General features: G+C 72.8%; 20 protein-coding genes. 8 read left to right on the forward strand and 12 right to left on the reverse strand.

Annotated features, from left to right (window positions below):
- Positions 1-15: 15 nt before the first annotated feature.
- Entirely contained in the window at positions 16-2,886 is a 2,871-nt protein-coding gene (locus ACSNN8_RS27460; RefSeq protein ID WP_436652503.1) for an ATP-binding protein, read from the reverse strand.
- A 167-nt stretch (positions 2,887-3,053) separates the two neighbouring features.
- Positions 3,054-4,364, reverse strand: a complete 1,311-nt coding sequence (locus tag ACSNN8_RS27465; protein ID WP_436652505.1) for an AI-2E family transporter — start codon at positions 4,362-4,364, stop codon at positions 3,054-3,056.
- Between the two features lie 171 nt (positions 4,365-4,535).
- On the opposite strand from ACSNN8_RS27465, the gene ACSNN8_RS27470 reads away from it, so the two are divergent.
- A complete protein-coding gene (locus tag ACSNN8_RS27470; protein ID WP_436652506.1) occupies positions 4,536-5,567 on the forward strand; it encodes a hypothetical protein in 1,032 nt (343 codons plus the stop codon).
- A gap of 643 nt (positions 5,568-6,210) precedes the next feature.
- Positions 6,211-6,558 (forward strand): DUF6401 family natural product biosynthesis protein, encoded by a 348-nt coding sequence (locus tag ACSNN8_RS27475; RefSeq protein ID WP_436652508.1) that lies wholly within the window; start codon positions 6,211-6,213, stop codon positions 6,556-6,558.
- A 36-nt stretch (positions 6,559-6,594) separates the two neighbouring features.
- On the opposite strand, the gene ACSNN8_RS27480 is transcribed toward ACSNN8_RS27475, so the two are convergent.
- Positions 6,595-7,491 carry a PRC and DUF2382 domain-containing protein gene (locus ACSNN8_RS27480; RefSeq protein WP_436652510.1) on the reverse strand — a complete coding sequence of 299 codons (897 nt, stop codon included), beginning with the start codon at positions 7,489-7,491 and terminating at the stop codon, positions 6,595-6,597.
- A 244-nt stretch (positions 7,492-7,735) separates the two neighbouring features.
- Between ACSNN8_RS27480 and ACSNN8_RS27485 the strand changes: the two genes are divergently transcribed.
- Positions 7,736-9,991 (forward strand): catalase, encoded by a 2,256-nt coding sequence (locus ACSNN8_RS27485; RefSeq protein ID WP_436652512.1) that lies wholly within the window; start codon positions 7,736-7,738, stop codon positions 9,989-9,991.
- A gap of 106 nt (positions 9,992-10,097) precedes the next feature.
- On the opposite strand, the gene ACSNN8_RS27490 is transcribed toward ACSNN8_RS27485, so the two are convergent.
- Genes ACSNN8_RS27490 through ACSNN8_RS27510 form a run of 5 tightly spaced genes read right to left on the reverse strand, consistent with a single transcriptional unit; the run spans position 10,098 to position 17,198 of the window.
- Entirely contained in the window at positions 10,098-12,170 is a 2,073-nt protein-coding gene (locus ACSNN8_RS27490) for an alpha-galactosidase (protein ID WP_436652514.1), read from the reverse strand.
- A 7-nt stretch (positions 12,171-12,177) separates the two neighbouring features.
- Positions 12,178-13,500 (reverse strand): ABC transporter substrate-binding protein, encoded by a 1,323-nt coding sequence (locus ACSNN8_RS27495; RefSeq protein WP_436652516.1) that lies wholly within the window; start codon positions 13,498-13,500, stop codon positions 12,178-12,180.
- A 10-nt stretch (positions 13,501-13,510) separates the two neighbouring features.
- Positions 13,511-14,353 carry a carbohydrate ABC transporter permease gene (locus tag ACSNN8_RS27500; RefSeq protein WP_436652517.1) on the reverse strand — a complete coding sequence of 281 codons (843 nt, stop codon included), beginning with the start codon at positions 14,351-14,353 and terminating at the stop codon, positions 13,511-13,513.
- Positions 14,350-15,267, reverse strand: coding sequence for a carbohydrate ABC transporter permease (locus ACSNN8_RS27505; RefSeq protein WP_436655432.1), 918 nt, complete (start codon positions 15,265-15,267; stop codon positions 14,350-14,352). Before ACSNN8_RS27505 ends, ACSNN8_RS27500 begins: the two co-directional genes overlap by 4 nt.
- Positions 15,268-15,269: 2 nt before the next feature.
- The gene (locus tag ACSNN8_RS27510) at positions 15,270-17,198 is read right to left on the reverse strand and encodes a beta-galactosidase (RefSeq protein WP_436652519.1); all 1,929 of its coding nucleotides are present in this window, start codon (positions 17,196-17,198) and stop codon (positions 15,270-15,272) included.
- Positions 17,199-17,344: 146 nt separating this feature from the next.
- Between ACSNN8_RS27510 and ACSNN8_RS27515 the strand changes: the two genes are divergently transcribed.
- The 4 genes from ACSNN8_RS27515 to ACSNN8_RS27530 all read left to right on the forward strand — a co-directional run bounded on the left by ACSNN8_RS27515 (position 17,345) and on the right by ACSNN8_RS27530 (position 20,645).
- A complete protein-coding gene (locus ACSNN8_RS27515) occupies positions 17,345-18,361 on the forward strand; it encodes a LacI family DNA-binding transcriptional regulator (protein WP_436652521.1) in 1,017 nt (338 codons plus the stop codon).
- Between the two features lie 141 nt (positions 18,362-18,502).
- A complete protein-coding gene (locus tag ACSNN8_RS27520; RefSeq protein WP_436652523.1) occupies positions 18,503-18,862 on the forward strand; it encodes a YciI family protein in 360 nt (119 codons plus the stop codon).
- A gap of 63 nt (positions 18,863-18,925) precedes the next feature.
- Positions 18,926-19,513: a TetR family transcriptional regulator gene (locus ACSNN8_RS27525; protein WP_436652524.1), complete on the forward strand. Its 588-nt coding sequence runs from the start codon at positions 18,926-18,928 to the stop codon at positions 19,511-19,513.
- Positions 19,514-19,652: 139 nt separating this feature from the next.
- Entirely contained in the window at positions 19,653-20,645 is a 993-nt protein-coding gene (locus ACSNN8_RS27530) for a nitronate monooxygenase (RefSeq protein ID WP_436652526.1), read from the forward strand.
- A 118-nt stretch (positions 20,646-20,763) separates the two neighbouring features.
- Here ACSNN8_RS27530 and ACSNN8_RS27535 read toward each other — a convergent pair whose 3' ends face one another.
- Positions 20,764-21,342, reverse strand: a complete 579-nt coding sequence (locus ACSNN8_RS27535) for a hypothetical protein (protein WP_436652527.1) — start codon at positions 21,340-21,342, stop codon at positions 20,764-20,766.
- Between the two features lie 72 nt (positions 21,343-21,414).
- Positions 21,415-21,891 carry a DUF6082 family protein gene (locus ACSNN8_RS27540; RefSeq protein ID WP_436652528.1) on the reverse strand — a complete coding sequence of 159 codons (477 nt, stop codon included), beginning with the start codon at positions 21,889-21,891 and terminating at the stop codon, positions 21,415-21,417.
- A gap of 508 nt (positions 21,892-22,399) precedes the next feature.
- Here ACSNN8_RS27540 and ACSNN8_RS27545 point away from each other — a divergent pair.
- Positions 22,400-23,272, forward strand: coding sequence for a substrate-binding domain-containing protein (locus tag ACSNN8_RS27545; protein ID WP_436652529.1), 873 nt, complete (start codon positions 22,400-22,402; stop codon positions 23,270-23,272).
- A gap of 34 nt (positions 23,273-23,306) precedes the next feature.
- On the opposite strand, the gene ACSNN8_RS27550 is transcribed toward ACSNN8_RS27545, so the two are convergent.
- Complete coding sequence (locus ACSNN8_RS27550; protein WP_436652531.1) at positions 23,307-23,585, reverse strand: alpha/beta fold hydrolase; 279 nt, start codon at positions 23,583-23,585, stop codon at positions 23,307-23,309.
- Positions 23,555-24,409 (reverse strand): epoxide hydrolase family protein, encoded by an 855-nt coding sequence (locus ACSNN8_RS27555; protein WP_436652532.1) that lies wholly within the window; start codon positions 24,407-24,409, stop codon positions 23,555-23,557. Before ACSNN8_RS27555 ends, ACSNN8_RS27550 begins: the two co-directional genes overlap by 31 nt.
- Positions 24,410-24,450 lie beyond the last annotated feature (41 nt).

Here is a 24,450-nt window from a genome sequence, read left to right on the forward strand (position 1 = left end):
CCGCGGGGCGTTCCCTCAGCGTTCCAGCACCTCGCGGGCCTCGGCGTCCCACACCCGTACGCCGTCGGCCAGCAGTTTCTCCGCGGTGGCGCGTTCCTCCCCCGCCAGCCCGGCCGCCCGCGCCGCCGCCAGCCGGATGCGCAGCAGCATGGCCGGCACCCCCGGCGCCGCGAACCGGCCCGGATCGGCCAGCGTGGCGTCGATGCGGGAGAGGCCTTTCCCTTCGAGGTAGCCGTTCAGCGCCTCGGCGAACAGCCGGATCGGCGGCACGTCCTCGCAGACGCCCAGGAGCTCCTCCGCCCGGCCGCGCAGCGCCTCCGCATCTCCGAGGTCCAGATCGCACAGGGCGGCGAACAGCAGCGCTCCGGCGAGCGTGAACGGATGCCCGCCGGCGCGGGCGAGCTCCACCGCCCGGTCGCGCAGCCGCCTCGCTTCCCCCGGTTCGCCCAGCCGGACGTGCGCGTGGGCGAGCCGCACCAGGCAGAGCACCTGCGGGTCCTGGCCGTAGGCGAGCAAGTGCAGCGTCCGGTTCGCCGGCCGATAACGCTCGATCGCGGCCGCGAGGTGCTCGCGAGCGGCCACGTTGTCCGCACACCACGCCGCCGCGACCCCCTGCACGAAGTGCCCCTCGACAGCCAGCACGTCGTCGTCCCCACCGAGCGCCTGGACGCCACGCCCGCCGAGCGCCTGGCCGTCGCGCCCGCCGAGCGCCTGGCCGTCGCGCCCGCGGAGCGCCTGGCCGTCGCGCCCGCCGAGCGCCTGGCCGCTGCGCTCGCCGAGGGCCTGCAGGAAAGCGCCGTACCGCAGGGCGGCTTCGAACTCGCCGCGCGACAGCACCGCCATCGCCTGGGCGCGCAGCAGCGGCGCGGCCGGTGCGGGCCCGGCTATTGCGAGCGCCCGGTCGAGCACCGCGCGCAGCCGCGGGGAGGCGTAGCCCTCGGTGGAGCTGAGCGGGCCGGGGATCGCGGTGAGCACGTCGAGTTCCCGTTTGCCGCCGCGGACGAGGTCCCACGCCCGCAGCAGCAGCCGGGCCGCCTCGGCGTCGGCGTAGACCCGCTGCGCGTCCTGCGCGGCGCGGACGAACCAGTCAACGGCCTCGTCGCGCTCGCCGGCCTCCAGCAGGTGCACCGCGACCCGTCCGGCGGCCTCGTCCCCGTGCTGGAGCGCGCGGGCGACCACCAGGTGGTTGCGGCGCCGCCGGGCGGGCGAGAGCAGCCCGTACGCAGCCTCGCGCAGTTTGTCGTGGCTGAAGTCGTATGTGTCCCCGCCGCCCGTCACCAGGATCCGCCGCCGCCACAGCTCGTCGAGCGCGGCCGCCGGATCGGGGCCGCCCGCCGCCAGAACGTCCACGGGCACCGACGACCCGGCCGTGGCGGCGAGCCCCGCGAGCTCGAACGCCGCCGGGGTGAGCTGCCGCAGCCGCGCCTCGAGGACGGCCTGCACGCGCGGAGTGGGAAAGCGCTGTCCTGCGCGCAGCGCCTCCACCACGAACAGCGGGTTGCCGTCCGTCTCGGCGTGCAGCTGATCCGCCTGCGCGGCCGTCAGGCGGTGCCCCGAACGCTCCGCGAGCGCGGCGGTCGCGGCCCGGTCCAGCCGCTCCAGGGGCAGCTCGGTGCAGCGCCCCAGCGTCCGCAGCCCGTCGAGCAGCGTGGGCAAGGGGTTTCCCGGGTCGGTCTCGGCGAGCCGGGCGGTCGCGACCACCAGCAGCGGGCCGGGCGCCTCCCGCACCAGGTAGTGCAGGAACTGGCAGGTCGCCGGATCGGCCGCGTGCAGATCGTCCGCGACGAGCAGCAGCGGCCGGCCCGCTCCGGGCCGTAGGGCCTGTGCGACGGCTTCGAACAACCGCAGCCGCGCGGCGGGGTCCGGAGGCGCGGGAGCGACGTCCAGCTCGGGCAGCAACGGCGCCAGGGCGGCGAGGTAGGCGGTTTCCAGGCGTCCGGGGACGCCGAGCTCCCGCAGCCAGGCGACGATGGGCGCGTACGCGAGCACGCCCTCCGCCGGATAGGAACGCGCCGAGGCGGTGAGGGCCCCCTGGCGGGCGGCCCACAGGCGGAACTCCTCGGCCAGGCGGGACTTGCCGATGCCGGGCTCGCCGCTGATCACCGCGAGCCGGGGCGGCCCGGTGGTGGCCGAGCGCCACAGGTCGATCAGGTGGCGGCGCTCGGCCGTACGGGCGACGAACCCGCTCTCCTTGGGCGTGGCGCCGGCGGCGGGCACGAGAGCGGCGTACAGGAAACGGGTTTGCTCGGACGGGGCGACGCCCAGCTCGTCGCGCAGCGTGGCGGCGCATTCGTGGTAGGTCCGGACGGCGCGGGCGCGGTCGCCGAGCGCGTCGTGCAGCCGCATCAGCGTGCGGTAGGGCTGTTCCGCGAGCCGGTCGAGGGCCCGGGCGCGCTCGGCGTAGCGGACGGCGGCGGCGAGGTCACCGCTTTCCTCGAGCAGCGGCACCAGCCGCTCGAGCACGGCGATCATCCGGCGGCGGCACTCGTCGCGCTCGGCGGCGACCCAGTCGTCGTACCAGCCCTCGAGCAGGTCGCCCCGGTACGAGTCGGCGGCGGCGCGCAGCTCGTCCACCGTGTCGCCGTCGAGGGCCGCCACGTCGACGGTGACCTCGTGCAACGTCAGGGTCTGCGGGGTCGCGCGCAGGTGGTCGTCGATGCCCGGCACCGTGGCGCGCAGCGTGTGCAGGACGTGCCGCAGGTTGGTGCGCGCCTGCCGCCCGGACGACTCGGGCCACAGCGTCGCGGCCAGCTTCTCCCGCGGGAAAGGGCTTTCCGCGCGCAGAGCCAGGAACGCCAGCACCGCCTGCGCGCGGGCGGACGCGACCGTCACCGGCTTCCCGTCGGCGCGCAGCTCGAACGTGCCGAGGAGCCGCAGCTCCACCATGGCGCCATCGTCACCCCGCGGGTCGACCGCTGTCGAGTGACCCGCGCGCCGCCCTCACCCCGCGGATCGACTGCCGGCGAGCGCCACATGCGCCTTTCCCACCCCGACCCGCCCGGCGAGCGAGGTGGGGGCGGCGTCAGCACCACGTGCGGGCGGCGGCTTGTGGGTCAGGCGGTGTCGAGTGAGGTGCGCGCGGGCGGCGGGGAAGCCGGGTCGCTGGCGGGTGGCTCGCTGGGAGTGTCGTCCTCGCCCGGGGGCTTGGTGCCGGGGGGCTCGCGGTCGGGGGTCGGCTCGCCCTCCGGGTGGGCGAACAGGTAGCGCAGTGCCGTGTTGAGGACGGCGAGCACGGGGACGGCGACGAGGCCGCCGACGATGCCGGCCAGCACGACACCGGTGGCGATCGCGAGGATGACGGCCAGCGGGTGCAGCGCCACGGCCCGGCCCATGATGAGCGGCTGCAGCACGTGGCCCTCGAGCTGCTGCACGGCGATCACGACGCCGAGCAGGATCAGCGCCTTGACCGGGCCCACGGTGACCAGCGCGACCAGCACGGCGACCGCGCCGCTGACGGTGGCGCCGACGACCGGGATGAACGCGCCCAGGAACACGAGCGCGGCCAGCGGCAGCGCGAGCGGGACGCCCAGCGCGAACAGGCCGATGCCGATGCCGATCGCGTCGACGAAGGCGACCAGGACGGTGGCGTGCACGTAGGACACCAGGGTGTGCCAGGCGTAGTGGCCGGCGCGGGCGGTGGGCACCCGGGCGGCGCGCGGCAGCAGGCGGCACAGGAATCGCCAGATCTGGTCGCCGTCGCGCAGGAAGAAGAAGAGCGTGAACAGCGTGAGGAAGAAGCCGGTGCCGACCTCGCCGATCGTGGTGGCGGTGGTCAGCGCGCCGGAGGTGAGCGCGCCCCGGTTCTCGGTGATGGAGCGCTGCGCCTGGGCGATCGCGTCCTCGATCTGCTGCTGCGAGATGTGCAGCGGTCCGCGGGCGAGCCAGTCCTGCACCTCGCGGACGCCGTCGCCCACCTGCTGGCTGAGTGTGTCGAGCTGCCCGACGAACGTGTTGACGATGAGCCCCAGGCCGCCGAACACCACGATCAACGCGGTGAGCAGCACGAGCGCCGCGGACAGCGACTTGCTCATGCCGCTCCTGCGCAGCCACGCCGCGACGGGCTGGAACATCGCCGCGAGCAGGATCGCCACCAGGACCGGGATGACCACCAGGGTCAGCCGGGACACCACCTGCAGCATCAGCCAGCCGACCGCGAAGAACAGCACGATCCGCCACGACCAGGCGCCGGCCACACGGATAGCGCGGGGCAGCCCGTCCTCGTCGCGCGGCGACGCGTCGACCATGACGACCGGGGTCGCGCGGTCGGCGACCGACTCGTCGAGGAACGGCGGCACCTGCGCGCCCTTGCGCGCCTGCTCGAGCCGGGCGCGTGCCCGTTCGCGTACCTCGTCCATCCAGGCCATGGGTTCCTCTTCCCCGCACGGCCGGGCGGACCGCGCGCGGGCCCCGGGAAGCGGCGCCGACGCACCGCCACCGTACCGGCCAACGCATCTCTACCGCCGCAGAGTTACCCGCACCGCCAAACCGGAAACACCAGTCATTCCCTTCCCATTTTCCCCATTCTTTCGAGCGCAATGGAACCGCGACGCGTACCCCTTTCGAGCCGCGATATGCGCGCCGCAAATTCCCTTTCGGTCGCCGGAAACCGGCGGGCCGCAATGGTGCGAACCGACCGTACGGAATGCGCCGTTGTGCTGAGCTGTCCCGGAACTCATGACGTCTCGGAGGGAATTGTGATGCGCAGGAAGAAATCCGCCGCCGCCTGCCTGGCCGCCGGCGCCGCCCTGGCCCTCGGCCCCACCTCGGCCGCGTTCGCCGCCGACCCCTACCCGGTGGCGCCCGGCCAGCCCGGCACCCCGAACATCGTGGTCATCATCCTGGGCGGGTTGCAGCTGCCCGACCTGTCCGGGCTTCCGGGGCTGCCCACCGGCTGGCCGGCGCCCTCCGGCCCGGCCCCGACCACCAGCCCTTCGCCGACCGACACGGCCTCCCCCGCCCCTACCGACACTGCGGCGCCAACTCCTACCGACACGGTCGCGCCCACCCCGACGGACACAGCAGCGCCCACGCCGACGGACACGGCAGCGCCCACGCCGACGGACACGGCCGGTTCCACGCCTGCGGGCACCGCGAGCCCGGCGCCCATCGGCACGGCGACGCCTGCGCCCGTCGTGAGCCCGACCGGCGCCGCTAGCCCGGCGCCTGTCGACACCGCCCCCGCCGCAACGCCGACCGGCAGCGGCACCGCAGGCACCGGCGCCGACACGACAGGCACCGGCACCGCGGGCGCCGCTGTCGCGGGCACCGGCACGGGCGGTACCAGCACCGCGGGCAGCGCCACCGGCACGACCGGCACCGACACGACAGGCACCGGTACCACCGGCACCGGCACGGACGCGGCGGGCACCGATGTGACGGACGGCGACACCACGGGCACCGGCACCACGGATGCGACAAGCGTCGGCACGGACGCGACAGGCACCGATGCGACGGGCACGGAAACGAACGGCACGACCGACACCGATGCGGCCGGCACGGATGTGACTGGTACGGACGTGACTGGTACGGCCGGCGTGGATGTGACCGGCACCGGGATCGTTTCCTGACGCCGGCATCGGGCACGACCAACGGATTGTCGGCAAAGGAGCCGAAGACCGTACGAAAAGAGGTTGGCGCCCTATTACGGAGCGCCGACCCCTTTTCACACTACACCGCATTACCGCTCATTGTGCGCTGTCCACAGCCGGGACTTGTCCACAGGTCATCCGGCGAAGATCGGGATATTCGGCCACAATGGCAGCGGGGGCTTCCCCCTGGGAGGGTGGGGTCTGAGGGTTGGCGGGGTCTGCGGGTTGGCGGGGTCTGCGGGTTGGCGGGCAAGATGAAACGCCCGCAAGCGGACACCCGCGGCGACCGCCACTTCGACCTGCCCGGCACGAGATCGCCGCCCTGCTCGCGTCCGAGGCGCAGGAGAAGGACCGTCGGCGGTCGGAGCTGCCGGCGTCCGTGCGCGGCGGGGGGCCGCGTGGCGGTCATCGGCCAACACGCGCTGGGCGTCGACGCCGCGCTGCCGGACAACGACGACGGCGAGCGGGCGCCGGCCCGACCGCGCCCGCGGGCGCCGCTCGAGTGGTCATACGCTGGTGGTACGCGACTCGACCGGCCCGGCACCCGGCTGAACGGTTGATTACGCGTTAACTCGGTGTTGCGGCTCTTGAAAGAGCAACCGACGATTCGTACCGTCTCGCCATGGACATGAGTCGGCAGAGCGACCACGCCGTGATCCTGGCGGCCGGTCTGGCGCTCGAACAGTGGACGCACCGCCTCGGCGCGGCCGGCATGGCGGCGATGCGGGCGCTGCCCGGTCTGCGCGCCACGGTGGACCAGCACATCGCCCACATCCGCGACGCGGTCACCGACCGGCGCGGGCGGGTCCATCCGGTCATGCTCGCCGCGTACGCCGACGGGGTCGCCGACACGGTGACCGCCAAGGGCTGGTCCGTGCGGGAGCACACGACGACGGGCTGGGAACGGGCCTCGTGGCCGTCGGTGCACCTGCTCGCGGTGTGCGTCCTCGCCGAGACCTGCGCCCTGTAGGCGGATCCCGGCGAGGACGTCTCCCGCGGCCGGTCGTCAGTCGAGGGTGCGACGGCCCTCGCTGTCGGGCAGGTCGGCTTCGATGCGCTCCTTGCGGACCTCGCCGGTCACCGTCTCCTCGTCGCGGACGGTCTCCTTGCCCAGGCGCACCCGCTCGACGGGTACTGCCTCGGTCTCCACCACCGGACGCTCGGCGTGCAGCGTGACCTCGTGCTCCGACTCGGTGATGTCCGGCCCGTCGAACGCGGCGCCGCGGTTGGCCTCGGTGATCGGCTCACGCTCGAGGCGGACCTCCTCGCGAGAGACCGGCACCGTCACGTTCTCGCGCTCGGTCACCACGTACTTGCGCAGGCGCGCCCGGCCGGTCTGCTCGGTCTGGGTGTTGACGTTGAGACGCTCCTCGCTGCGCGTCATGGCGTCGTCGCCGATCGAGCGGTCGCGGTCGGTGTCCACCGTGCGGCCCTCGGCGTAGCCGGCGTCACTCCGGTACGAGGCGTTGTCGACGGCCGGGTCCGTGTAGGCGCCGCCGGTCGTGGTCGTGGTGCTCGTCGTGGTCGTGCCGGTGTAGCTGGCGTCGGCGGTGCCGGCGCCGGTCCGGTACGCCTGCGAGCTCTCCTCCCAGCTGAGGCCGTAGTACTCGTACAGCCGGTCGACGTCCTGGCCGACCAGCGGCTCGTCGTGCGACGCGTCGACGTTCGGCGCGTCCTTGACCTTGGCCTTGTCGAACGGAACCACCAGCCGGTCGTCGCGCAGCTCGGCGTTGTCGAGCGGTACGAGCGACTCGTTGAGGCCGAACAGGCCCGTCTTCACGCTGGCCCACGCGGGACGGCCCAGGCCGTCGTCCCACACCTGGCCGACGCTACCGATCTTGTCGCCGTCGTTGTCGTAGACGTCGGTGCCGTGCAGCGAAGTGGCGTGCTCGAGGTCAATCATGGGGGGCTCCTTTCGCTCCGTTTTTCGCCTCCGGCCACCTCCTTGCCCGCGCCGCTTGCCGTTATGCAACCGACCCGATGAAAACTCCGGTCATTCACCCGTCCTGTTTGATGTTGGCCCCTCGGGGCAACCGCTGGCCCCAAGAGGCCCCGGACTGCACTATTTTGCCGCGATGAACCGGTTTGGGCCGAACTGTCGCGGGTAGCCCCTCGGGGCCACGCCGAACCAGGAGGAGCGCCGACCGATGGACGCAAGCAAGCCCGCCAAGAAGGTCAAGGACGTCGTGGAGGCGGCCGCGGCCAAGGTCTCCGAGGCCCTGGGCGACCGCATCCCGGGTGCGCCGGGCAGCCGCACGCCGGGGGTCGAGGAGCCGACCACGCCGCAGGGCCCGCCGCCGCCCAAGAGCGAGCAGGACGCCCCCGAGACGGTCACGCCGACCGGGGCGCCCACCGGCGCGCCCAAGGTGAGCAAGTCGCAGCAGGGCGACTACCTGACCACCTCGCAGGGCGCGCGGCTGCGCGACACCGACCACTCGCTCAAGGCCGGGCCGCGCGGGCCGATCCTGCTGCAGGACCACCACTTCCGCGAGAAGATCACGCACTTCGACCACGAGCGGATCCCCGAGCGCGTCGTGCACGCGCGCGGCGCCGGAGCGCACGGCACGTTCACCGCGTACGGCACCGCCTCGTCGGTGACCAAGGCCGGCTTCCTGGCCAAGGGCAAGGAGACGCAGGTCTTCGTGCGGTTCTCGACCGTGCTGGGCTCGCGCGGCTCGGCCGACACGGTGCGCGACACCCGCGGCTTCGCCACGAAGTTCTACACCGACGAGGGCACGTTCGACCTGGTCGGCAACAACATCCCGGTGTTCTTCATCCAGGACGCGATCAAGTTCCCGGACATCGTGCACGCCGCGAAGTGGCACCCGGACCGCGAGATCCCGCAGGCGCAGAGCGCGCACGACACGTTCTGGGACTTCGTCTCGCTGCACACCGAGGCGCAGCACCACACCATGTGGAACATGTCCGACCGGGGCATCCCCCGCTCGTACCGGCACATGGAGGGCTTCGGCGTCCACACGTTCCGGCTGATCAACGAGGCCGGTGAGACGGCGCTGGCGAAGTTCCACTTCAAGCCCAAGCTCGGCGTGCACTCGCTGGACTGGGAGGAGGCGCAGATCGCCGCGGGCGTCGACCCCGACTTCCACCGCCGCGACCTGTACGACGCCATCGAGGCCGGCGCCTTCCCGGAGTGGGAGCTGGGCCTGCAGATCTTCCCGGACACCCCCGAGGAGACGTTCGCGGGCATCGACCTGCTCGACCCGACGAAGATCGTGCCGGAGGAGCTGGCGCCGGTGCAGCCGGTGGGCAAGCTGGTGCTGACCGGGGTGCCGACGAACTTCCACGCCGAGGTCGAGCAGGTGGCGTTCCACCTGGGCCACCTGCCCCCGGGCATCGACGTGACGAACGACCCGCTGCTGCAGGGCCGGCTCTTCTCGTACCTCGACACGCAGCTCAGCCGGCTGGGCGGCCCCAACTTCATGCAGATCCCGGTCAACCGCCCGCACGCGCCGGTCAACGACATGCTGCGCGACGGCCTGCACCAGCACGCGGTGCACGGCGGCGTGGCGCCGTACCGGCCGAACTCGCTCGACGGCGGCAACCCGTTCACGACCGACGACGGCTTCCTCGACATTCCCGTACGGGTGGCCGAGGCGCCCAAGGTGCGCGCCAATCCCGCGTCGTTCGACGACCACTACAGCCAGGTGCGGCTGTTCTGGCGCAGCATGACGCCGGTCGAGAAGGAGCACATCATCCGGGCGTACACGTTCGAGCTCGGCAAGTGCTACGAGCAGGCCATCAAGGAGCGTCAGGTGGCCTGCCTCGCCAACATCGACCCGGTGCTGTGCGAGCAGGTGGCGACCGGCCTGGGCCTGCCGGTGCCCGCGCCGACCGTTCCGTTCGAGGACGAGATCGAGCCGAGCCCGGCGCTGTCGCAGGTCGGCGGCGAGTACCCGCCGGACGGCCGGCTGATCGGCATCGTCGTCGACCCGGCCGCGGGCCTCGACGGCGTGGCGGAGGCCCGCTCGGCGATCTTCAGCGCGGGCATGGTGCCGCTGGTCATCGCCCCGCACGGCGGCGTGGTCGACGGCGTCCCGGTGCAGCGCACGTTCGCCACCGCCCGCTCGATCGAGTTCGACGCGATCCTGCTGGCCGGCGCGCCCGCTCCGGCCCCCGACGCCGCCCCCGCTCGCGACGCCAAGGCCGGCGCCGACTCGTCGCCCCTGGTGGACCCGCGCGTCACGCTGCTGGTCGACGAGGCCTGGCGGCACGCCAAGGCCATCGCCGCGTGGGGCGCCGGCGCCGACGTGCTGGCCCAGGCCGGCATCTCCGGCACCCCGGGCGTCATCAGCGCCGACTCGGCCACCGCCGCGCTGACCGAGCTGCAGCCGCTGCTCGCCAAGCACCGCGTCTGGCACCGCTTCCCGGCCACGGTCGCCTGACCGACCGCCGTCCCGGGCCCCATCCCCTCCCCGGGGTGGGGCCCTTGCCGGTTCCGTCCACGTCGTCGTGCGGCGCCGCGCGGACTCCCCTCCGCGCGGCGCCGGGCTAGACGGCCTCGACCGTGAACAGCTGGGCCTGCTCGGGGGTGAGCAGCGCCGGGGGCAGCCCCACCTCGGCCAGCACCCGGCCGGGCAGGGTGACGCCGTGCTCGAGCCACGGCGGCGGGGCGTCCTGCACGGTGCGGGGCTGCGTGCCCAGCAGGAGCGGCCGGACGGTGTAGCGGCGTACGGGATCGAGGCCCCGGAAACGCACGGGCTCGGGGACCGCGGAGCCGGCCGCGCGCAGCGTGACCAGGGCGAACAGGGCCGTGCGGCGGTCCGGGGCGACGACGCCGTGCACGAGGCGCGCGGGGTCGTCGCCGTCGGAGCGGACCGTCGTGCCGCCGTGCAGCAGGGCGCGGCGCTGTTTGTACTCGGCGACCCAGGCAGCGATCACGGCGCGGTCGGCGGCGGGGGCCGTGGTCAGGTCCCACTCGATGCCGGCGTGGGCGAACAGCGCGGTCGCCAGGCGGAAGCTCAGGTCGCCGGTGCGGCCGGTGATGTGGGCGGTGGGCGCGCCCACGTGCGAGCCGAGCAGCTCGGGCGGCATCAGCACGCCGGTCCAGCGCTGGATCCGCTGGCGTTCCAGCGCGTCGTTGGTGTCGGAGGTCCAGAACCGGTCGACCAGGTCGACGATGCCCAGGTCGATCCGCGCGCCGCCGGAGGCGCAGCTCTCGATCTCCAGAGTGGGGAAGCGGCGCCGCAGCTCGCCGAGCAGCCGGTAGAGCGCCGTCGTCTGCCGGTGCGCCGAGCCCTCCTGCAGCAGGTCACGGTTGTGGTCCCACTTGAGAAAGGCGATCGGGTACGCCTCGAGCAGCGCGGCGAGGCTGCCGAGCACGTGCTCGTACGCCTCGGGGATGGCCAGGTCGAGCACGAGCTGGTGCCGCCAGGTGGCCGCGTCCGCGCCGCCGAGCAGCCAGTCCGGATGGGCCCGCGCGAGCTGCGAGTCGGGCGAGACCATCTCGGGCTCCACCCACAGACCGAACTCCATCCCCCGTTCCCGCACGGCGTTGACCAGTGGCGCGAGCCCGGACGGCCAGCGCACCGGGTCGACGGTCCAGTCCCCCAGCGCGCGCCGGTCGTCCGTACGGCCCAGGAACCAGCCGTCGTCGAGCACGAACCGTTCGACGCCCACCTCGGCGGCGGCCTCGACCAGCGGCTGCAGGCGTTCCAGGCTCTGGTCGAAGTAGACCGCCTCCCAGGTGTTGAGCACGACCGGGCGCGGCGCGAGCGGGGCGCGGCGCGACCGGACCCAGTCGTGCAGCCGGGCCGACAGGCCGTCGATGCCCCGGTCGGACCAGACCGCGACGATCCACGGCGTGGCGTACGAGTCGCCGGGCGCGAGCCGCACCTCGCCCGGCGCGAGCAGCTCGCCCGCGCCGAGCACCGCGGGACCGAGCGCCTGCCGCTCGGCCCACAGCTGCTTGTCGCCGCTCCACGCCAGGTGCACGGCCCACACCTCCACCGAGCCGAACGAGAAGCCGGGTGTGCCGAGCATGAGCAGGTAGGGGTCGTCGTGCCCTGGCCGGCCGTGGCGGGTCTCGCGCGTCCACGCCCCGTGCCCCAGCGGGAGGCGTTGCGGCCTGCGCTCGTACGCCCAGAGGCCGCCGAAGTCGAGCACCTCGGCGGCGCGCGCCGGCACCGGCAGCACGACGGCCAGCGAGCCGACGTCGAAGCCCGCGCCGGTGTGGTTGGTGAGGCGGTGCCGCACCCGCAGCACGCCCTGGGCGCCGAGCTCGACCTCGGTGGTGACCGTCAGCCCGTCCGCGGCGAGCTCGACGAGCACCGCGCCGGGCGAGGGCTGCGTGACCTCGCGGAGCCGCCAGCGCGGGCGGCCGGGCGCGCCGGAGAACGCGGGCCGGCCGCTCCAGCCGTCGCCGAGCGTGGGCAGCAGCGACAGCCGCGGCGGGGTGTCCAGCGAGCTGGGCGGGACGGCGGGCACGGCCGCCGCGGCGAACGCAGCCAGGTCGTCCGCGGACAGGTCGCCGAGGCCGGCGCCCCAGTGCAGGACCGCGGGCGGCTGCGGGCCGCGGGCGTCCAGCACGAGGCCGGTGCCCGCGGCCTGCAGGTGGATCAACAACTCGGGGTCACTCCTTGACCGGGATGCTCTGGGACTTGAGCGTGTCGATGGTCGACTTCTGGGCCGCCGCGAGCGCGTCGTTGAGCGTGCCCTTGCCGGACACCGCCGCCTTGAAGCCGTCCGAGGCGTCGGTGTACGTCGAGGTCATCGTCGGCCCCCAGGTGAAGTCGGGCGTCACCTGGCCGGCGGCCTGCGCGAACAGCTCGTAGATCTTCTGGTCACCATAGAACTTCACCGGGTTGCCCAGGTACGAATACTGCGTGCCGGCGGTGGTGGCCGGGTAGAGCTGCGCCTCCTTGTTGAGCAGCGCGAGCGCCTCCTCGCTCGTGTTGAGCCAGAGGGCGAACTGCGCGGCCTCGTACGGGTGCTTCGAGTTCTTGAACACCGCGGTGGCCGAGCCGCCCCAGTTGCCCGCGACCTGCTCGCCGGCGGTCCACTGCGGCATCGGGGCGACCCGCCACTTGCCGGCCGTCCTCGGCGCGCCGCTCATGATCGAGTTGGCGCCCCAGACCGCGGACACCCAGGTCCACGCGGAGCTGGAGTTGTAGGCGTTGTCCCACTCGGTGGTCCACGGCGGGACCGTCGAGACGAGCTTCTTGCTGACCAGGTTCTGCCAGTAGTCGGCGACCTTCTTGGTCTTCTCGTCGGTCAGGTTGACGGTCCACTGCTGACCGTCGTTGGCGAACCAGCGGCCGCCCGCCTGCCACACGAAGCCCGCGAACTGGTTGATGTCGCTCTGCGAGAAGTTGGTGATGTAGCCGCCGGCCGCCTTCACCTTCTCGGCCGCCGCCGCGTACTCGTCCCAGGTCTTCGGCACCGGGATGTTGTTCTTCTCGAACAGGTCGGCGCGGTAGAACAGCGCCATCGGGCCCGAGTCCTGCGGGATGCCCCAGGCGGACTTCTCGTCGCCGAAGCTGACCTGGTTCCAGGTCCAGGGGATGAACTGGTCCTTGGCCTTGGCGACGATGTCGCACGACGCGACGTCGAACAGGCCGTCCTGCACGCGGAAGCTGGGCAGCGCGTCGTACTCGATGTGGCCCAGGTCGGGCGTGTTGCCCGCCTTGAGCTGGTTGAAGAAGTTCTGGTAGGTGCCGCCGTTGCCGTTCGGGCCGGTCTGCACCTTGACCTGGATGGTCGGGTTCTTGTCGTTCCAGACCTTCACCACGTTCTCGATGCCGGGGATCCAGGTCGTGTAGGTGAGGTTGACCGGGCCCGAGGAGGGGGCGCAGGAGGCGGCGGCCGAGGTCCGGTCCTCGGAGGAATCGTCGCCGGAGCCGCAGGCACTGAGGGCTAGCACCGACACCAGCAGGACGCCGAGGGATTTGCGCATGGGAATTCCTTCACTTGACGGCGCCGGCACCCAGGCCGTTGCGCCAGAACCGTTGGAGGGCGAGGAACGCGACCACCAGAGGGGTGATCGAGAGCAGGGCGCCGACGATCACCAGGCCACGCAGCTCGGGGATCTGGTTCACCTGGGTGTTCCAGGTGTAGAGCCCGAGCGTCACCGGGAACAGCCGCTCGTCGCTGAGCATGATCAGCGGCAGCAGGAAGTTGTTCCAGACGGCGACGAAGTGGAACAGGAAGATCGTGACGAGCGCGGGGAACATCAGCCGGGTGGCGACCTTGAAGAACGTCCGGATCTCCCCCGAGCCGTCGATGCGCGCGGCCTCGAGCAGCTCGTCCGGCACGCTCGCGGTGGCGTAGATGCGGGCCAGGTAGACGCCGAACGGGTTGACCAGGCTGGGCAGGAACACCGACCAGAACGTGTTGGTCGCGTCCACCTTGCTGAACAGCAGGAACAGCGGCAGCGCGAGCGCGGTGGCCGGCACGAGCACGCCGCTGAGCACGACGTTGAAGATCAGCTCCCGGCCGCGGAACCGGTACTTGGCCAGGGCGTACCCGCACATCGCGGCCAGCACCGTGCCGAGCAGCGCGGCGCCGCCGGTGTAGAGCAGGCTGTTGCCCAGCCAGCGCAGGAACACCCCGTCGCGGTAGGCCAGCAGGTCGCCGATGTTGGTGAACAGCTCGAAGTCGCCGAACCAGAGCGGGTTCGTGCTGGTGAACTCGTCGGCGCGCTTGCTGGCGCCGACGACCAGCCACCAGATCGGCACCAGGAAGTACAGCGTGCAGACCGTCATGACGAGCATGGGCAGCGCGCGCTGCCGGAGGACCGGCGCGGTCATGCGGCGCCCTTTCGCTGGGTGAAGCGCAGGAAGGCGAACGAGAGCACGAACGTCGTCAGCGCCAGGACCACCGAGAACGCCGCGGCGAGGTTGAAGTTCGGGATCGACGAGGTGGAGTAGACGGTCAGATTCGGCGTGTACGTGCTGGAGACTGCGGAGCTGAAGCTGCGGAACACCTGCGGCTCGGCCAGCAGCTGCAACGTGCCGATGATCGAGAACACCGTGGTCAGCACGATCGCCGGCAGCACCAGCGGGATCTTGATGGACCACGCGATGCGGACCTGGCCCGCGCCGTCGAGCCGCGCCGCCTCGTACACCTCGGCCGGGATCGCCAGCAGCGCCGAGTAGATGATGAGCATGTTGTAGCCGACGTAGACCCAGGTCACGACGTTGGCGATGGCCCAGAGCACGAGGTCGGCGGAGAGCAGGTCGACCGCGCTGGTGACCGGCTTGAGCGGCGACAGGTTCGGGGAGTAGAGGAAGCCCCACATGATCGCGGCGATGACGCCCGGGACGGCGTACGGGACGAAGAAGGCCAGGCGGAAGAACCGGCGCCCCCGGACCAGGCCTGAGTCGAGCAGCAGCGCCAGCACCAGGGCCAGCCCCAGCATGACGGGCACCTGGACGACGCCGAAGACCAGCACGCGGCCGATCGACGCCCAGAACGCGCCGTCGTCGAAGACCCGCCGGTACTGCGTGAGGCCGCCGAAGACCTCGCGGGCCGGGCCGAAGGTGCCGGTGCGCTCGACGGTGTAGAGCGACTGCACGATCGCATAGCCGATGGGCAGCAGGTAGAACAGGATGAACAGCACGCCGAACGGCACCACGAAGAACGGGACGGCCCGTCCGTGGCTGATTCTGCGGGCCGAGGTCCGGACCGGGGGTGCGGCCTCGACGGTGAGGGTCCGGGTCATGGTCACGCCTGCTCTCTGATGACGCGGACCGCGCCGGCGGGCACGAGCACCGACCCGGTGACCGGCTGACCGGTCACGAGCTCCTCGCCGGTGGCCGGGTGCTCGACGTCCTTGGCGCCGTGGTTGATGACGAAGACGTACGGGCCGCGCCGGACGACCTCGGTGTCCTTCTGGGTGCCGGGCGCGTCGACGACCTTGACGAGCACGTCCCGCAGGTCGAGGACCGTGGAGACGTACCAGGCCTGTCCGGCGCCGAAGTCGTTGCGCGTGACGGCGGGCGTTCCGTCCTCGTACGCCTCCTCGGTCCGCGCCGTCGTCAGGCGCAGCCGCTCGGTCCAGACGGTCGCCCGGCCCCCGTTGCGCAGCGGCTTCTCCTGGCCGGGCAGCAGCGGGGCGAACTCCTCGACGACCACGCCGAGCAGGTCGCGGAACGCGCCGGGGTAGCCGCCGAGGCGCACCCGGTCGTCCGGGTCGACGATGCCGCTGTAGAACGTGATCACCGCCCGGCCGCCGCGTTCGACGTACGCGCCGAGCGTGGCCGCGTCCTCGTCGGAGACCAGGTGCAGGCAGGGCACGACCACCGCGCGGTAGCGGCTGAGGTCGCTGCCGGGGGCGACGACGTCCACGGTGACGCCGAGCTCGCGCAGCGCCCGGTGGGCGGCGTGCACCTGGTCGAGGTAGCGCAGGTCCTGCGAGGGCCGCGCCTCCGTGTCGGTGGCCCACCACGACTCCCAGCTGAAGACCAGCGCGGTGTCGGCCTCGACCGTCGTGCCCTCGACCTCGCGCAGCCTGCGCAGCGTCGCGGACAGCTCCAGCACCTCGCGCCAGACCGCGGTGCCCGTGCCGGCGTGCGGCACGATCGCGGAGTGGAACTTCTCGGCGCCCTGCGCCGAGGCCCGCCACTGGAAGAAGCAGACCGCGTCCGCGCCGCGGGCCACGTGGGTGAGCGCGTCGCGCACCAGCTGACCGGGTTCCTTGGCGAGGTTGTACGGCTGCCAGTTGACCGCGCCGGTCGAGGTCTCCATCAGCATCCACGGGCGCCCGCCCGCCAGCCCGCGGGTCAGGTCGGCGGCGAACGACAGCTCGGCGGCCGGATCGGGGAGGCGGTGGTCCAGGTAGTGGTCGTTGGCGATCACGTCCATGTCCGGGGCCCAGCTCCAGTAGTCCAGAGCGCGGATGTGGGCGGTGACCATGAAGTTCGTGGTGATCCGCGCGCGGGAGTGCCGCCGGATCACCGCCGCCTCGGCCCGGTAGTGGGCGAGCAGCGCGTCCGAGGAGAACCGCTGAAAGTCCAGCAGCTGGGCCGGGTTGCGCACCGACAGCGCCAGCCGCGGCGGCTGGACCTCGTCGAAGCTCGCGTAGCGCTGGCTCCAGAACGCGGTGCCCCAGGCCCGGTTGAGCGCCTCGACCGTGCCGTGCCGCTGCTCGAGCCAGACCCGGAACGCCGCGGCGCCGGCCTCGCAGTAGCAGAGCGCGTTGTGGCAGCCCAGCTCGTTCGAGACGTGCCACAGCGCGAGCGCCGGGTGGTCGCCGTAGCGGGCGGCGACCTGCTCCGTGAGCCGCAGGGCGTGCTCGCGGAAGACCGGCGAGCTGGGGCACCAGGCCTGACGGCCGCCCGGGTAGCGGGTCGTGCCGTCCGCCGTCACCGGCAGCACCTCGGGGTGGCGGCGGGTCAGCCAGGGCGGCGGGCTCGCCGTGCCGGTGCCGAGGTTGATGCCGATGCCCGCCTCGTGCAGCAGCTCCACGATCTCGTCGAGCGCGGCGAAGTCGTACTCGCCCGGCCGCGGCTCGAGGTGCGACCAGCCGAACACGTTGATCGCCACGAGGCCGACGCCGGCCTCGCGCATGAGCGCCATGTCCTCGCGCCACACCGCGGGCGACCACTGCTCGAAGTTGTAGTCACAGCCCAGCAGCACGCTGTCTCCTCCCATGTGTGCACGTGCACACATTTCGCCGTACGAACGCGCCGGTGTCGAATGTGTGAACGGGCACACACTAGGCACGGCCCAGGTGGCGGGTCAATACCGTCGTTGCGGCGCCGGGCGTGCGGCCGGCGCCGGGCCGTACAGTGTTTGCCGTGACCGGGACCGGAAAACCGCGCCGCGCCACCGTGCACGACGTGGCCGCGGCCGCCGGCGTCTCCCGCGGCACGGTCAACCGGGTGCTCAACGGCGGCTACGTCTCCGCCGACGCCCGCGCGGCCATCGAGGCGGCCATCGCCCGGGTCGGCTACGTGCCCAACCGGGCCGCCAGCAACCTCGCCCGCCGCCGGTCGCAGGCCGTCGGGTTCCTCGCCCTCGAGCCGCACTCGCTGCTGCTGGAGGACCCGAACATCGGCGCCATCATGCTCGGCGCCAACGCGGCGCTGTCGCTGGCCGACCACCAGATGGTCAGCCTGGTCATCGACTCCGACCGGGACATGCAGCGCGTGGGCCGCTACCTCAGCGGCGGATTCGTCGACGGGGCGATCATCGTGTCGGCCCGCTCGCACGACCCGATCACCCGGCTGATCGCGACGATCCGGCTGCCCGCGACGTTCGTGGGCCACCCGCCCGACCTCGACCGCAGCATCCCGTACGTCGGCATCGACAACATCGGCTCGGCCCGCGCGGTCACCCGCCGGCTGCTCGACACCGGCCGCCGGCGCATCGGCATGATCGCCGCCGCCCTCGACCGCGACTCGGGCGCCGACCGCCTCACCGGCTTCCGGGAGGCGCTGGGCGACCGCTTCGACCCCGACCTGGTCGCCGACGTGCCGCTCTACGACTACACGTGCGGCGTGAAGGGGATGCGCACGCTGCTCGACCGCGAGCCCGCCATCGACGGCGTGTTCGCCGCCTCCGACGCGGTCGCCGCCGGCGCCCTCGAGACGCTGCGCGAGGCCGGCCGCCGTATCCCCGAGGACGTCGGCCTCGTGGGCTTCGACGACAGCTCCTGGGCGCTGCGCACCCAGCCGGCGCTCTCCACGGTCCACCAGCCCGCGCGCGAGCTGGGCCGCACCGCCGCCGAGTCGGTCCTGCGCCAGATAGCCGGCGAGCCGGTCGAGCCCGGCGTCATCCTCGACTCCCCCGTCGTCTGGCGCCACTCCGCCTGACCGCGCCGTCGAACAGCAGTCTTCCGTTCCGGATCGGTCCGGCGAAGTGGTGACGATCGGACCTCACGCAACCCCTCAGAACTGACGGACGGCGTGGATACACTCGGGCGTCTCGCGAACAGCCGCACCGGAAGGACGACGATGATCGAGCCGAAGAAGCGGTCGCCTCTGCCGCAGTTCGCGATCCTCGTCTACGAGCGCGAGGTGCCGGGCAGCGCGACGGCGGCCCTGCCGACCGTGCTCGAAGCCCACCTGCATCTGCCGCGGCAGGTCGCGGAAACCGGGGGAAGGATCATCGCGGGCAACGCGTTGCGGCCGGCGTCGACGGCCGTGTCGGTCCGGGACAACGTGTCGAGCGAGGGCTCGCTCGCCGGGGGCGAGCAGACGCTGGCCGGCTACTTCGTGGTGGAGGCCTCGGACCTCGACCACGCCGTCTGGATCGGCCGCATGATCCCGGTCGCCGACGGCTGGGTCGAGGTGCGGCCACTGCTCGCGGGCTGAGCGCGAGCGGGCGGAGAGTCAACAAGCGTTTATGTCGCGTCGCGGGGCGGTTACGCTGGTCGGGTGACTGCGAGCTCCGTTCCCGCCAAGCGCCGGGACGCGACCCGGACGCGTCAGCTGCTGCTCGAGGCCGCGCGTCACCGGTTCGCCAGCAACGGGTACGCGGCCACGACCGTCCGCGACATCGCCGACGACGCGGGCGTGAACGTCGCGCTGATCAGCCGCTACTTCAGCTCCAAGGAGGGGCTGTTCGAGGCCTGCCTGACCAGCGCCGACCACGACGTGCGCCGCGCCGCCGGCAGCACGACGATCACCGAGGTGGCGGAGCGCATCGCCGAGCAGGCGGTCGGCTTCGAGTCCGACGGGTTCCCGCGCCAGCTCATCCTGCTGCTGCGGTCCTCGGGCGACGCGCGCGCCGACGAGATCCGGCTCGGGATCCTGCGCACGTTCGGCGAGAAGCTGGCGAGGCTGGCCGGCTGGGAGGAGGGCGACGACGCCCTGCTGCTGCGCGCCCAGATGATCATCGCAGCCTCGCTGGGCATCGCGATGGTGCGTTCCAAGAGCGGCCTCGAGCCGCTCGCGTCGGCGACCAAGGACGACCTCGTCGACCCGCTGACCGACCTCATCGGGGCGGTGCTCAAGCCGTCGTAGCCTCGGCATCCGCAACCTCCTCGCGGTGCTCGAGCCGTCGTAGGCCCGGCGTGCGCGACCTCCTCGCGGTGCTCGAGCCGTCGTAGGCCCGGCGTGCGCGACCTGCTCGCGGTGCTCGAGCCGTCGTAGGCTCGGCGGCATGCGCGACCTTCTCCGTACCGTCGTGGTCGCTCCGATGGCGGGCGGCCCGTCGACACCGGCCCTCGTCACCGCGGCGGCGCGCGCGGGCGCGACCGGCTTTCTGGCCGCCGGCTACAAGACGCCGCAAGCGGTCGAGGACGAGCTGCGGGCGGTCGACGGGGTGTACGGGCTCAACATCTTCGTGCCGGCGGCGCCTCCGCCCGATGTCGAGGCGCTCGAACGGTACCGCCGCGCGCTGCAACCGGAGGCGGAACGCTACGGGGTCGAGCTGCCGCCGCTGCGGCTCGGCGACGACGATCACTTCGCGGCGAAGGTGGAGCTGGCCCGGGCGTACGGTGTCCCGCTCGTCAGCTTCACGTTCGGGGTGCCCGGCCGGGCCGTGGTCGCCGCCCTGCGCGAGGCGGGATGCCGCGTGCTGATCACCGTGACGTCGGACGACGAGGCGCAGCGCGCGCTCGCCGTGGGCCCGGACGCGCTGATCGCCCAGGGCGGCACGGCCGGCGGCCACTCCGCCACCACGTCGCCGGGCTCCTACACCGGCGACGCGACGGCACTCGACGTGCTGCGGGCGATCCGCACGGACGTTCCGGTGGTGGCGGCCGGCGGGGTGGCGGGCCCGGCGGATGTCGAGCGGCTGCTCGCGGCGGGCGCGGCGGCGGTGCAGTGCGGCACGGCGTTCCTGCTCGCCGACGAGGCCGGCACGCGCCCGGCACAGCGCGACTTCATGCTGGCCGGGCGCGGCCCGGGGACCGTGGTGACGCGGGCCTTCACCGGGCAGCCGGCGCGGGCGGTGCGCAACCGGTTCACCGACGCGTACACCGCCGTGGCGCCGATCGGCTATCCGGCCGTGCACCACCTGACCGCGCCGATCCGTGCCGCGGCCGCCCGGGCGGGCGACGCCGACGGCCTCAACCTCTGGGCCGGCACCGGCTTCCGCTCGGCCCGCCCCGGCCCGGTGGCCGACCTGCTCGCCGCTCTGATGCCGAGCTGAGCGTCGCGCCGGGGCGGCCGGGACGACTTGCGCTGCTGCCCCGCTCAGGCCCACGCCCGGGCGGACCGCGGCCACTTGCGCTGAGGCGGCGCTCAGGACCGCGTTGTGGCGGCTGCGGTTACCGGACGACGGTCAGGCCGGGGCGGCGGGGCTCCAGGCGGGCGGCCGGGCGGCGGCGCCGGAGATGGCGTACGCCGCGGGTGGCGAGCACGGCCAGCAGGACCGCCGTGGTGTCGCGGACGACCAGGTAGCCCGCCTCGCCGGCGCTCAGGCCCGGGTCGACGACCTGGGAGAGCACCGCGCCGGAGATCGCGGCCAGGGTGGCGGCCGCGGCCAGGCGGGCCAGGGTGGGGCCGGGGCGGCGGAACCGGTCGCCGTGGCCGAGCCAGTAGCCGGGCAGCCAGCGGTCGAACAGCCAGGCGAACAGCAGCGCGGGCACGACCTGCGGGACGGCATGGGCGAAAGCGGTCAGCGGGTCGGTGCTGCCGCCAGGCGCGAGCACGGCCGTCACGCTCAGCGCGATCACGTCGAGGTTGCGGCGGCCGGAGCGGGCCTGCGCGACCAGCCACAGCGCGCCGATCACGGCGGCGGGCCAGAGGAGGCGTACGCCTGCCCCGGACTCGGCCGTGTGCAGTCCGGCGACGGTGGCGAGCAGGTAGGACGCGGCGAAGCCGGCGGTGCGCAGGGCGTATCTCAAGGGTGCACCTCAGGGGGGGTGGGTGCCGGTGGGACCTGCCTCATCGGCAGGGGCACCCGCCCGGTTGAGGACTCAGTCCCGTACGCCCGAACCGCTCTTGACCGGCTCCCGCCGCTGCACCGAGGGCTTGGCACGGGCGGACTCGCACTCCTCGGACACGATCGCGAGGAAGCGGCGCTCGCGGCGGGTGCCCTTCGACGACCAGGCGCTCGCGACGCGGCGCCACCAGGTGCGGGCCTCCGGGTTGGCGAACAGGTCCTCGAGGTTGAAGCGCAGCGCCTTCTCGTCGAGCTTGCCGATGTGCCAGAGCGTGTTCCAGTGCGCCAGCCACAGGCTCATCCCGATCGCGGTCTTGCGGTCGTCGGACGGCGGGCGGTCGGTCGCGTTGTAGTCCAGCTCGGGGTGATCGAGCATTAACTTGATCAGTTCGAAGTGGCGCTCACGGACGTCGACCATCTGCGCGGTGCGGGCCTGTTGCTGCTGCACCACGAGTGAGATCGCGACGGCGAGGAGCGCGGCAATCGACACGACGGTCGGAAGATCGGTCATCATCACTCTCTGTTCCCTTGGCGCACCGTCCCGCCGGGGTCGGGCAGGGCGGCGCTTGCTGTTTCAGGGCACGGTTTCCCGGAAGCTCTCACGTGGACGAAGGCGTCGACAACGCAGTCTTCCACCGCCGGTCAGTCAGCAGTTGCGATGTATTCCGTACTGGACAGATGCGTGATCCGTTCGCTCGGTCGGGGTATTGTCAGGGCCGCTGGGGTGTGCATGCGCAGGTCATGATGCATAGGCCTCCGTGCGTAGGACGGTGAGTCCATGACGAAACCCTTGCCCATCGGGGCCGAAGAAGTACCTGCTGTGACCGTGACCGCCGAAAACGGCGAACGTCGTCAACCGCCTCGCGGGCGGACGGTCACGGCATTTCGGACGTGCCCCGCCGGCGGTCGCGCACGAGCATGTAACAAGGACGTAACGGAGGCTTGACCCGGCGCGACCGCAGCAAGCATGTTTGCGTTCACCAAGACTCGTGGGATCCCATACGCAAAGGACGACATCAATGCCGACACGTCCTGCGCCGCTCCGTTCCCGCGGACGCGACCAGCACTCCCCCGTCATCGGCGTGGTCGCGCAGAACACGACCCTCTACGGCCCCGCCAGCATGGTGCAGGCCATCGGCGACGCCAGCCTCGACGCCGACCTGCCGGTCACCGTCGGGCACGTGTCCGGCTACGACGCGGTGGGCGCCTCGCGCCGGCTGGTGCGCCGGATCACCGGGCAGGGCATCGCCGGCCTCATCGTGGTCGCGCCGGTCGACGCCGCCGCCGAGATGCTCGAGGCGGTGCCCGCGGGCCTGCCGGTCGTGACCGTGGACGGCCCGCCCGGCTGCCCCACGGCGAACGTGTCGGTCGACCAGCACGCCGGCGGGGTGCTCGCCACCCGTCACCTGCTGGCCAACGGGCACCGTACGGTCTGGCACGTCGCCGGCCCTGAGCAGTGGCACGGCAGCCGCGCCCGCGAGGCCGGCTGGCGGGCGGCGCTGGCGGAGGCCGGGGTGCCCGCCCCGCCGGCCGTCCGGGCCGACTGGTCCGCCGCCTCCGGATACCGCTGCGGGCGCCTGCTCGCCGAGAACCCGGCGTGCACGGCCGTCTTCGCCGCCAACGACGACATCGCGCTCGGCGTGATGCGCGCGATGACCGAGAGCGGCCGCCGGATCCCCGAGGACGTCAGCGTGGTGGGCTTCGACGACGTCCCCGAGGCCGGCTACACCCATCCGGCCCTGACGACCGTACGGCAGGAGTTCGCCCAGGTCGGCCGCGAGGCGCTGCGGCTGCTGCTCGACCAGCTCGGCTCGGGCGCGCGCCGGGCCGAGTCCGTGCGCCTCGACCCGGTGCTGATGCCCCGCGGGACGGTGTCGACCGCGGAGGTGTGAGCGCTCACTGGGGCCGGCGACGGCGGCGGGACCGTCAGCGCAGCGGGCCGAAGAACGCGCGGACGTCGCCCACCAGCAGGTCGGGCGCCTCCAGGGCGGCGAAGTGCCCGCCCCGGTCGAACTCCGACCAGTGCACGATCCTGTTGTTCTGCTCGGCGTACCTGCGGATCGCCACGTCCTCGGCGAAGTTGGCGACACCGGTGGGCACGTCGCTGGGCGTGGGCCAGTTCGTGCCGTGCATGCTCTCGTAGTACATGTTCGCGGCTGAGCCGGCCGTGCGGGTCAGCCAGTACAGCGTGACGTCGGTGAGCACCCGGTCGCGGTCGGGGAAGCCGCCGTGGCTCCACTCCAGAACTTCTCGGCGATCCACGCGAGCAGCCCGGCCGGCGAGTCGGTCAGCGCGTGGGCGATCGTCTGCGGGCGGGTGGCCTGGATCTGGAAGTAGCCGTTGCCCTCCCCCAGGAACGCCTGCATGCGGTCGTAGCGCGTGCGCTCGCCGGGCGTCAGCTCCGACACGTCGACCTGCCCGTACGGGATGAAGCCCAGCGTCGCCGCGTTGACGTGCACCCCGGCCACGTGCTCCGGGTCGACCCGGCCGAGGTCCGGCGCGACGAACGCGCCGAAGTCGCCGCCCTGGGCGCCGTAGCGCCGGTAGCCGAGCCGGCGCATCAGCTCGGCGATCGCCGTCGCCATCCGCCGGCTGTCCCAGCCCGGCCCGCTCAGCGGCGCCGAGAACCCGAAGCCGGGCAGCGACGGGATGACCAGGTCGAACGGGTCGCCCGGGTCGGTCAGCGCGGAGATCACGTCGAGGAACTCGACGAACGATCCGGGCCAGCCGTGCAGCAGCACCAGCGGCAGCGCGTCCGGCGAGCCCGACCGGACGTGCAGGAAGTGGATCCGCTGACCGTCGATCTCGGTGACGTACTGCGGATAGGCGTTGATCTCGGCCTCGGCGGCACGCCAGTCGTACCCGGTGGCCCAGTGGTCGGCCAGCTCGCGGAGGAAGTCGGTGGGAACGCCGCGCTCCCAGCCGGCGCCGGGAAGCGGGACGCTCCACCGCGTCCGGGCGAGCCGGTCGCGCAGGTCGACGAGCTCGTCGTCGGGGATCTCGATGCGGAATTCTCGGACATCGGTCATACCCCGACGCTAGAGGCCATTGCGGTCAGTTCCGGGCACGG

This window comes from Actinoplanes sp. URMC 104, assembly GCF_051386375.1.
GTDB lineage: Bacteria > Actinomycetota > Actinomycetes > Mycobacteriales > Micromonosporaceae > Actinoplanes.

What these genes read in the sequence shown, in the direction of transcription:
- ACSNN8_RS27460 (WP_436652503.1), bottom strand. Translation starts at nt 2,886, where the DNA reads ATGGTGGAGCTGCGGCTCCTCGGCACGTTCGAGCTGCGCGCCGACGGG.
- ACSNN8_RS27465 (WP_436652505.1), bottom strand. Translation starts at nt 4,364, where the DNA reads ATGGCCTGGATGGACGAGGTACGCGAACGGGCACGCGCCCGGCTCGAG.
- ACSNN8_RS27470 (WP_436652506.1), top strand. Translation starts at nt 4,536, where the DNA reads ATGGAACCGCGACGCGTACCCCTTTCGAGCCGCGATATGCGCGCCGCA.
- ACSNN8_RS27475 (WP_436652508.1), top strand. Translation starts at nt 6,211, where the DNA reads ATGGACATGAGTCGGCAGAGCGACCACGCCGTGATCCTGGCGGCCGGT.
- ACSNN8_RS27480 (WP_436652510.1), bottom strand. Translation starts at nt 7,491, where the DNA reads ATGATTGACCTCGAGCACGCCACTTCGCTGCACGGCACCGACGTCTAC.
- ACSNN8_RS27485 (WP_436652512.1), top strand. Translation starts at nt 7,736, where the DNA reads ATGGACGCAAGCAAGCCCGCCAAGAAGGTCAAGGACGTCGTGGAGGCG.
- ACSNN8_RS27495 (WP_436652516.1), bottom strand. Translation starts at nt 13,500, where the DNA reads ATGCGCAAATCCCTCGGCGTCCTGCTGGTGTCGGTGCTAGCCCTCAGT.
- ACSNN8_RS27500 (WP_436652517.1), bottom strand. Translation starts at nt 14,353, where the DNA reads ATGACCGCGCCGGTCCTCCGGCAGCGCGCGCTGCCCATGCTCGTCATG.
- ACSNN8_RS27505 (WP_436655432.1), bottom strand. Translation starts at nt 15,267, where the DNA reads ATGACCCGGACCCTCACCGTCGAGGCCGCACCCCCGGTCCGGACCTCG.
- ACSNN8_RS27510 (WP_436652519.1), bottom strand. Translation starts at nt 17,198, where the DNA reads ATGGGAGGAGACAGCGTGCTGCTGGGCTGTGACTACAACTTCGAGCAG.
- ACSNN8_RS27520 (WP_436652523.1), top strand. Translation starts at nt 18,503, where the DNA reads ATGATCGAGCCGAAGAAGCGGTCGCCTCTGCCGCAGTTCGCGATCCTC.
- ACSNN8_RS27530 (WP_436652526.1), top strand. Translation starts at nt 19,653, where the DNA reads ATGCGCGACCTTCTCCGTACCGTCGTGGTCGCTCCGATGGCGGGCGGC.
- ACSNN8_RS27540 (WP_436652528.1), bottom strand. Translation starts at nt 21,891, where the DNA reads ATGACCGATCTTCCGACCGTCGTGTCGATTGCCGCGCTCCTCGCCGTC.
- ACSNN8_RS27545 (WP_436652529.1), top strand. Translation starts at nt 22,400, where the DNA reads ATGCCGACACGTCCTGCGCCGCTCCGTTCCCGCGGACGCGACCAGCAC.
- ACSNN8_RS27555 (WP_436652532.1), bottom strand. Translation starts at nt 24,409, where the DNA reads ATGACCGATGTCCGAGAATTCCGCATCGAGATCCCCGACGACGAGCTC.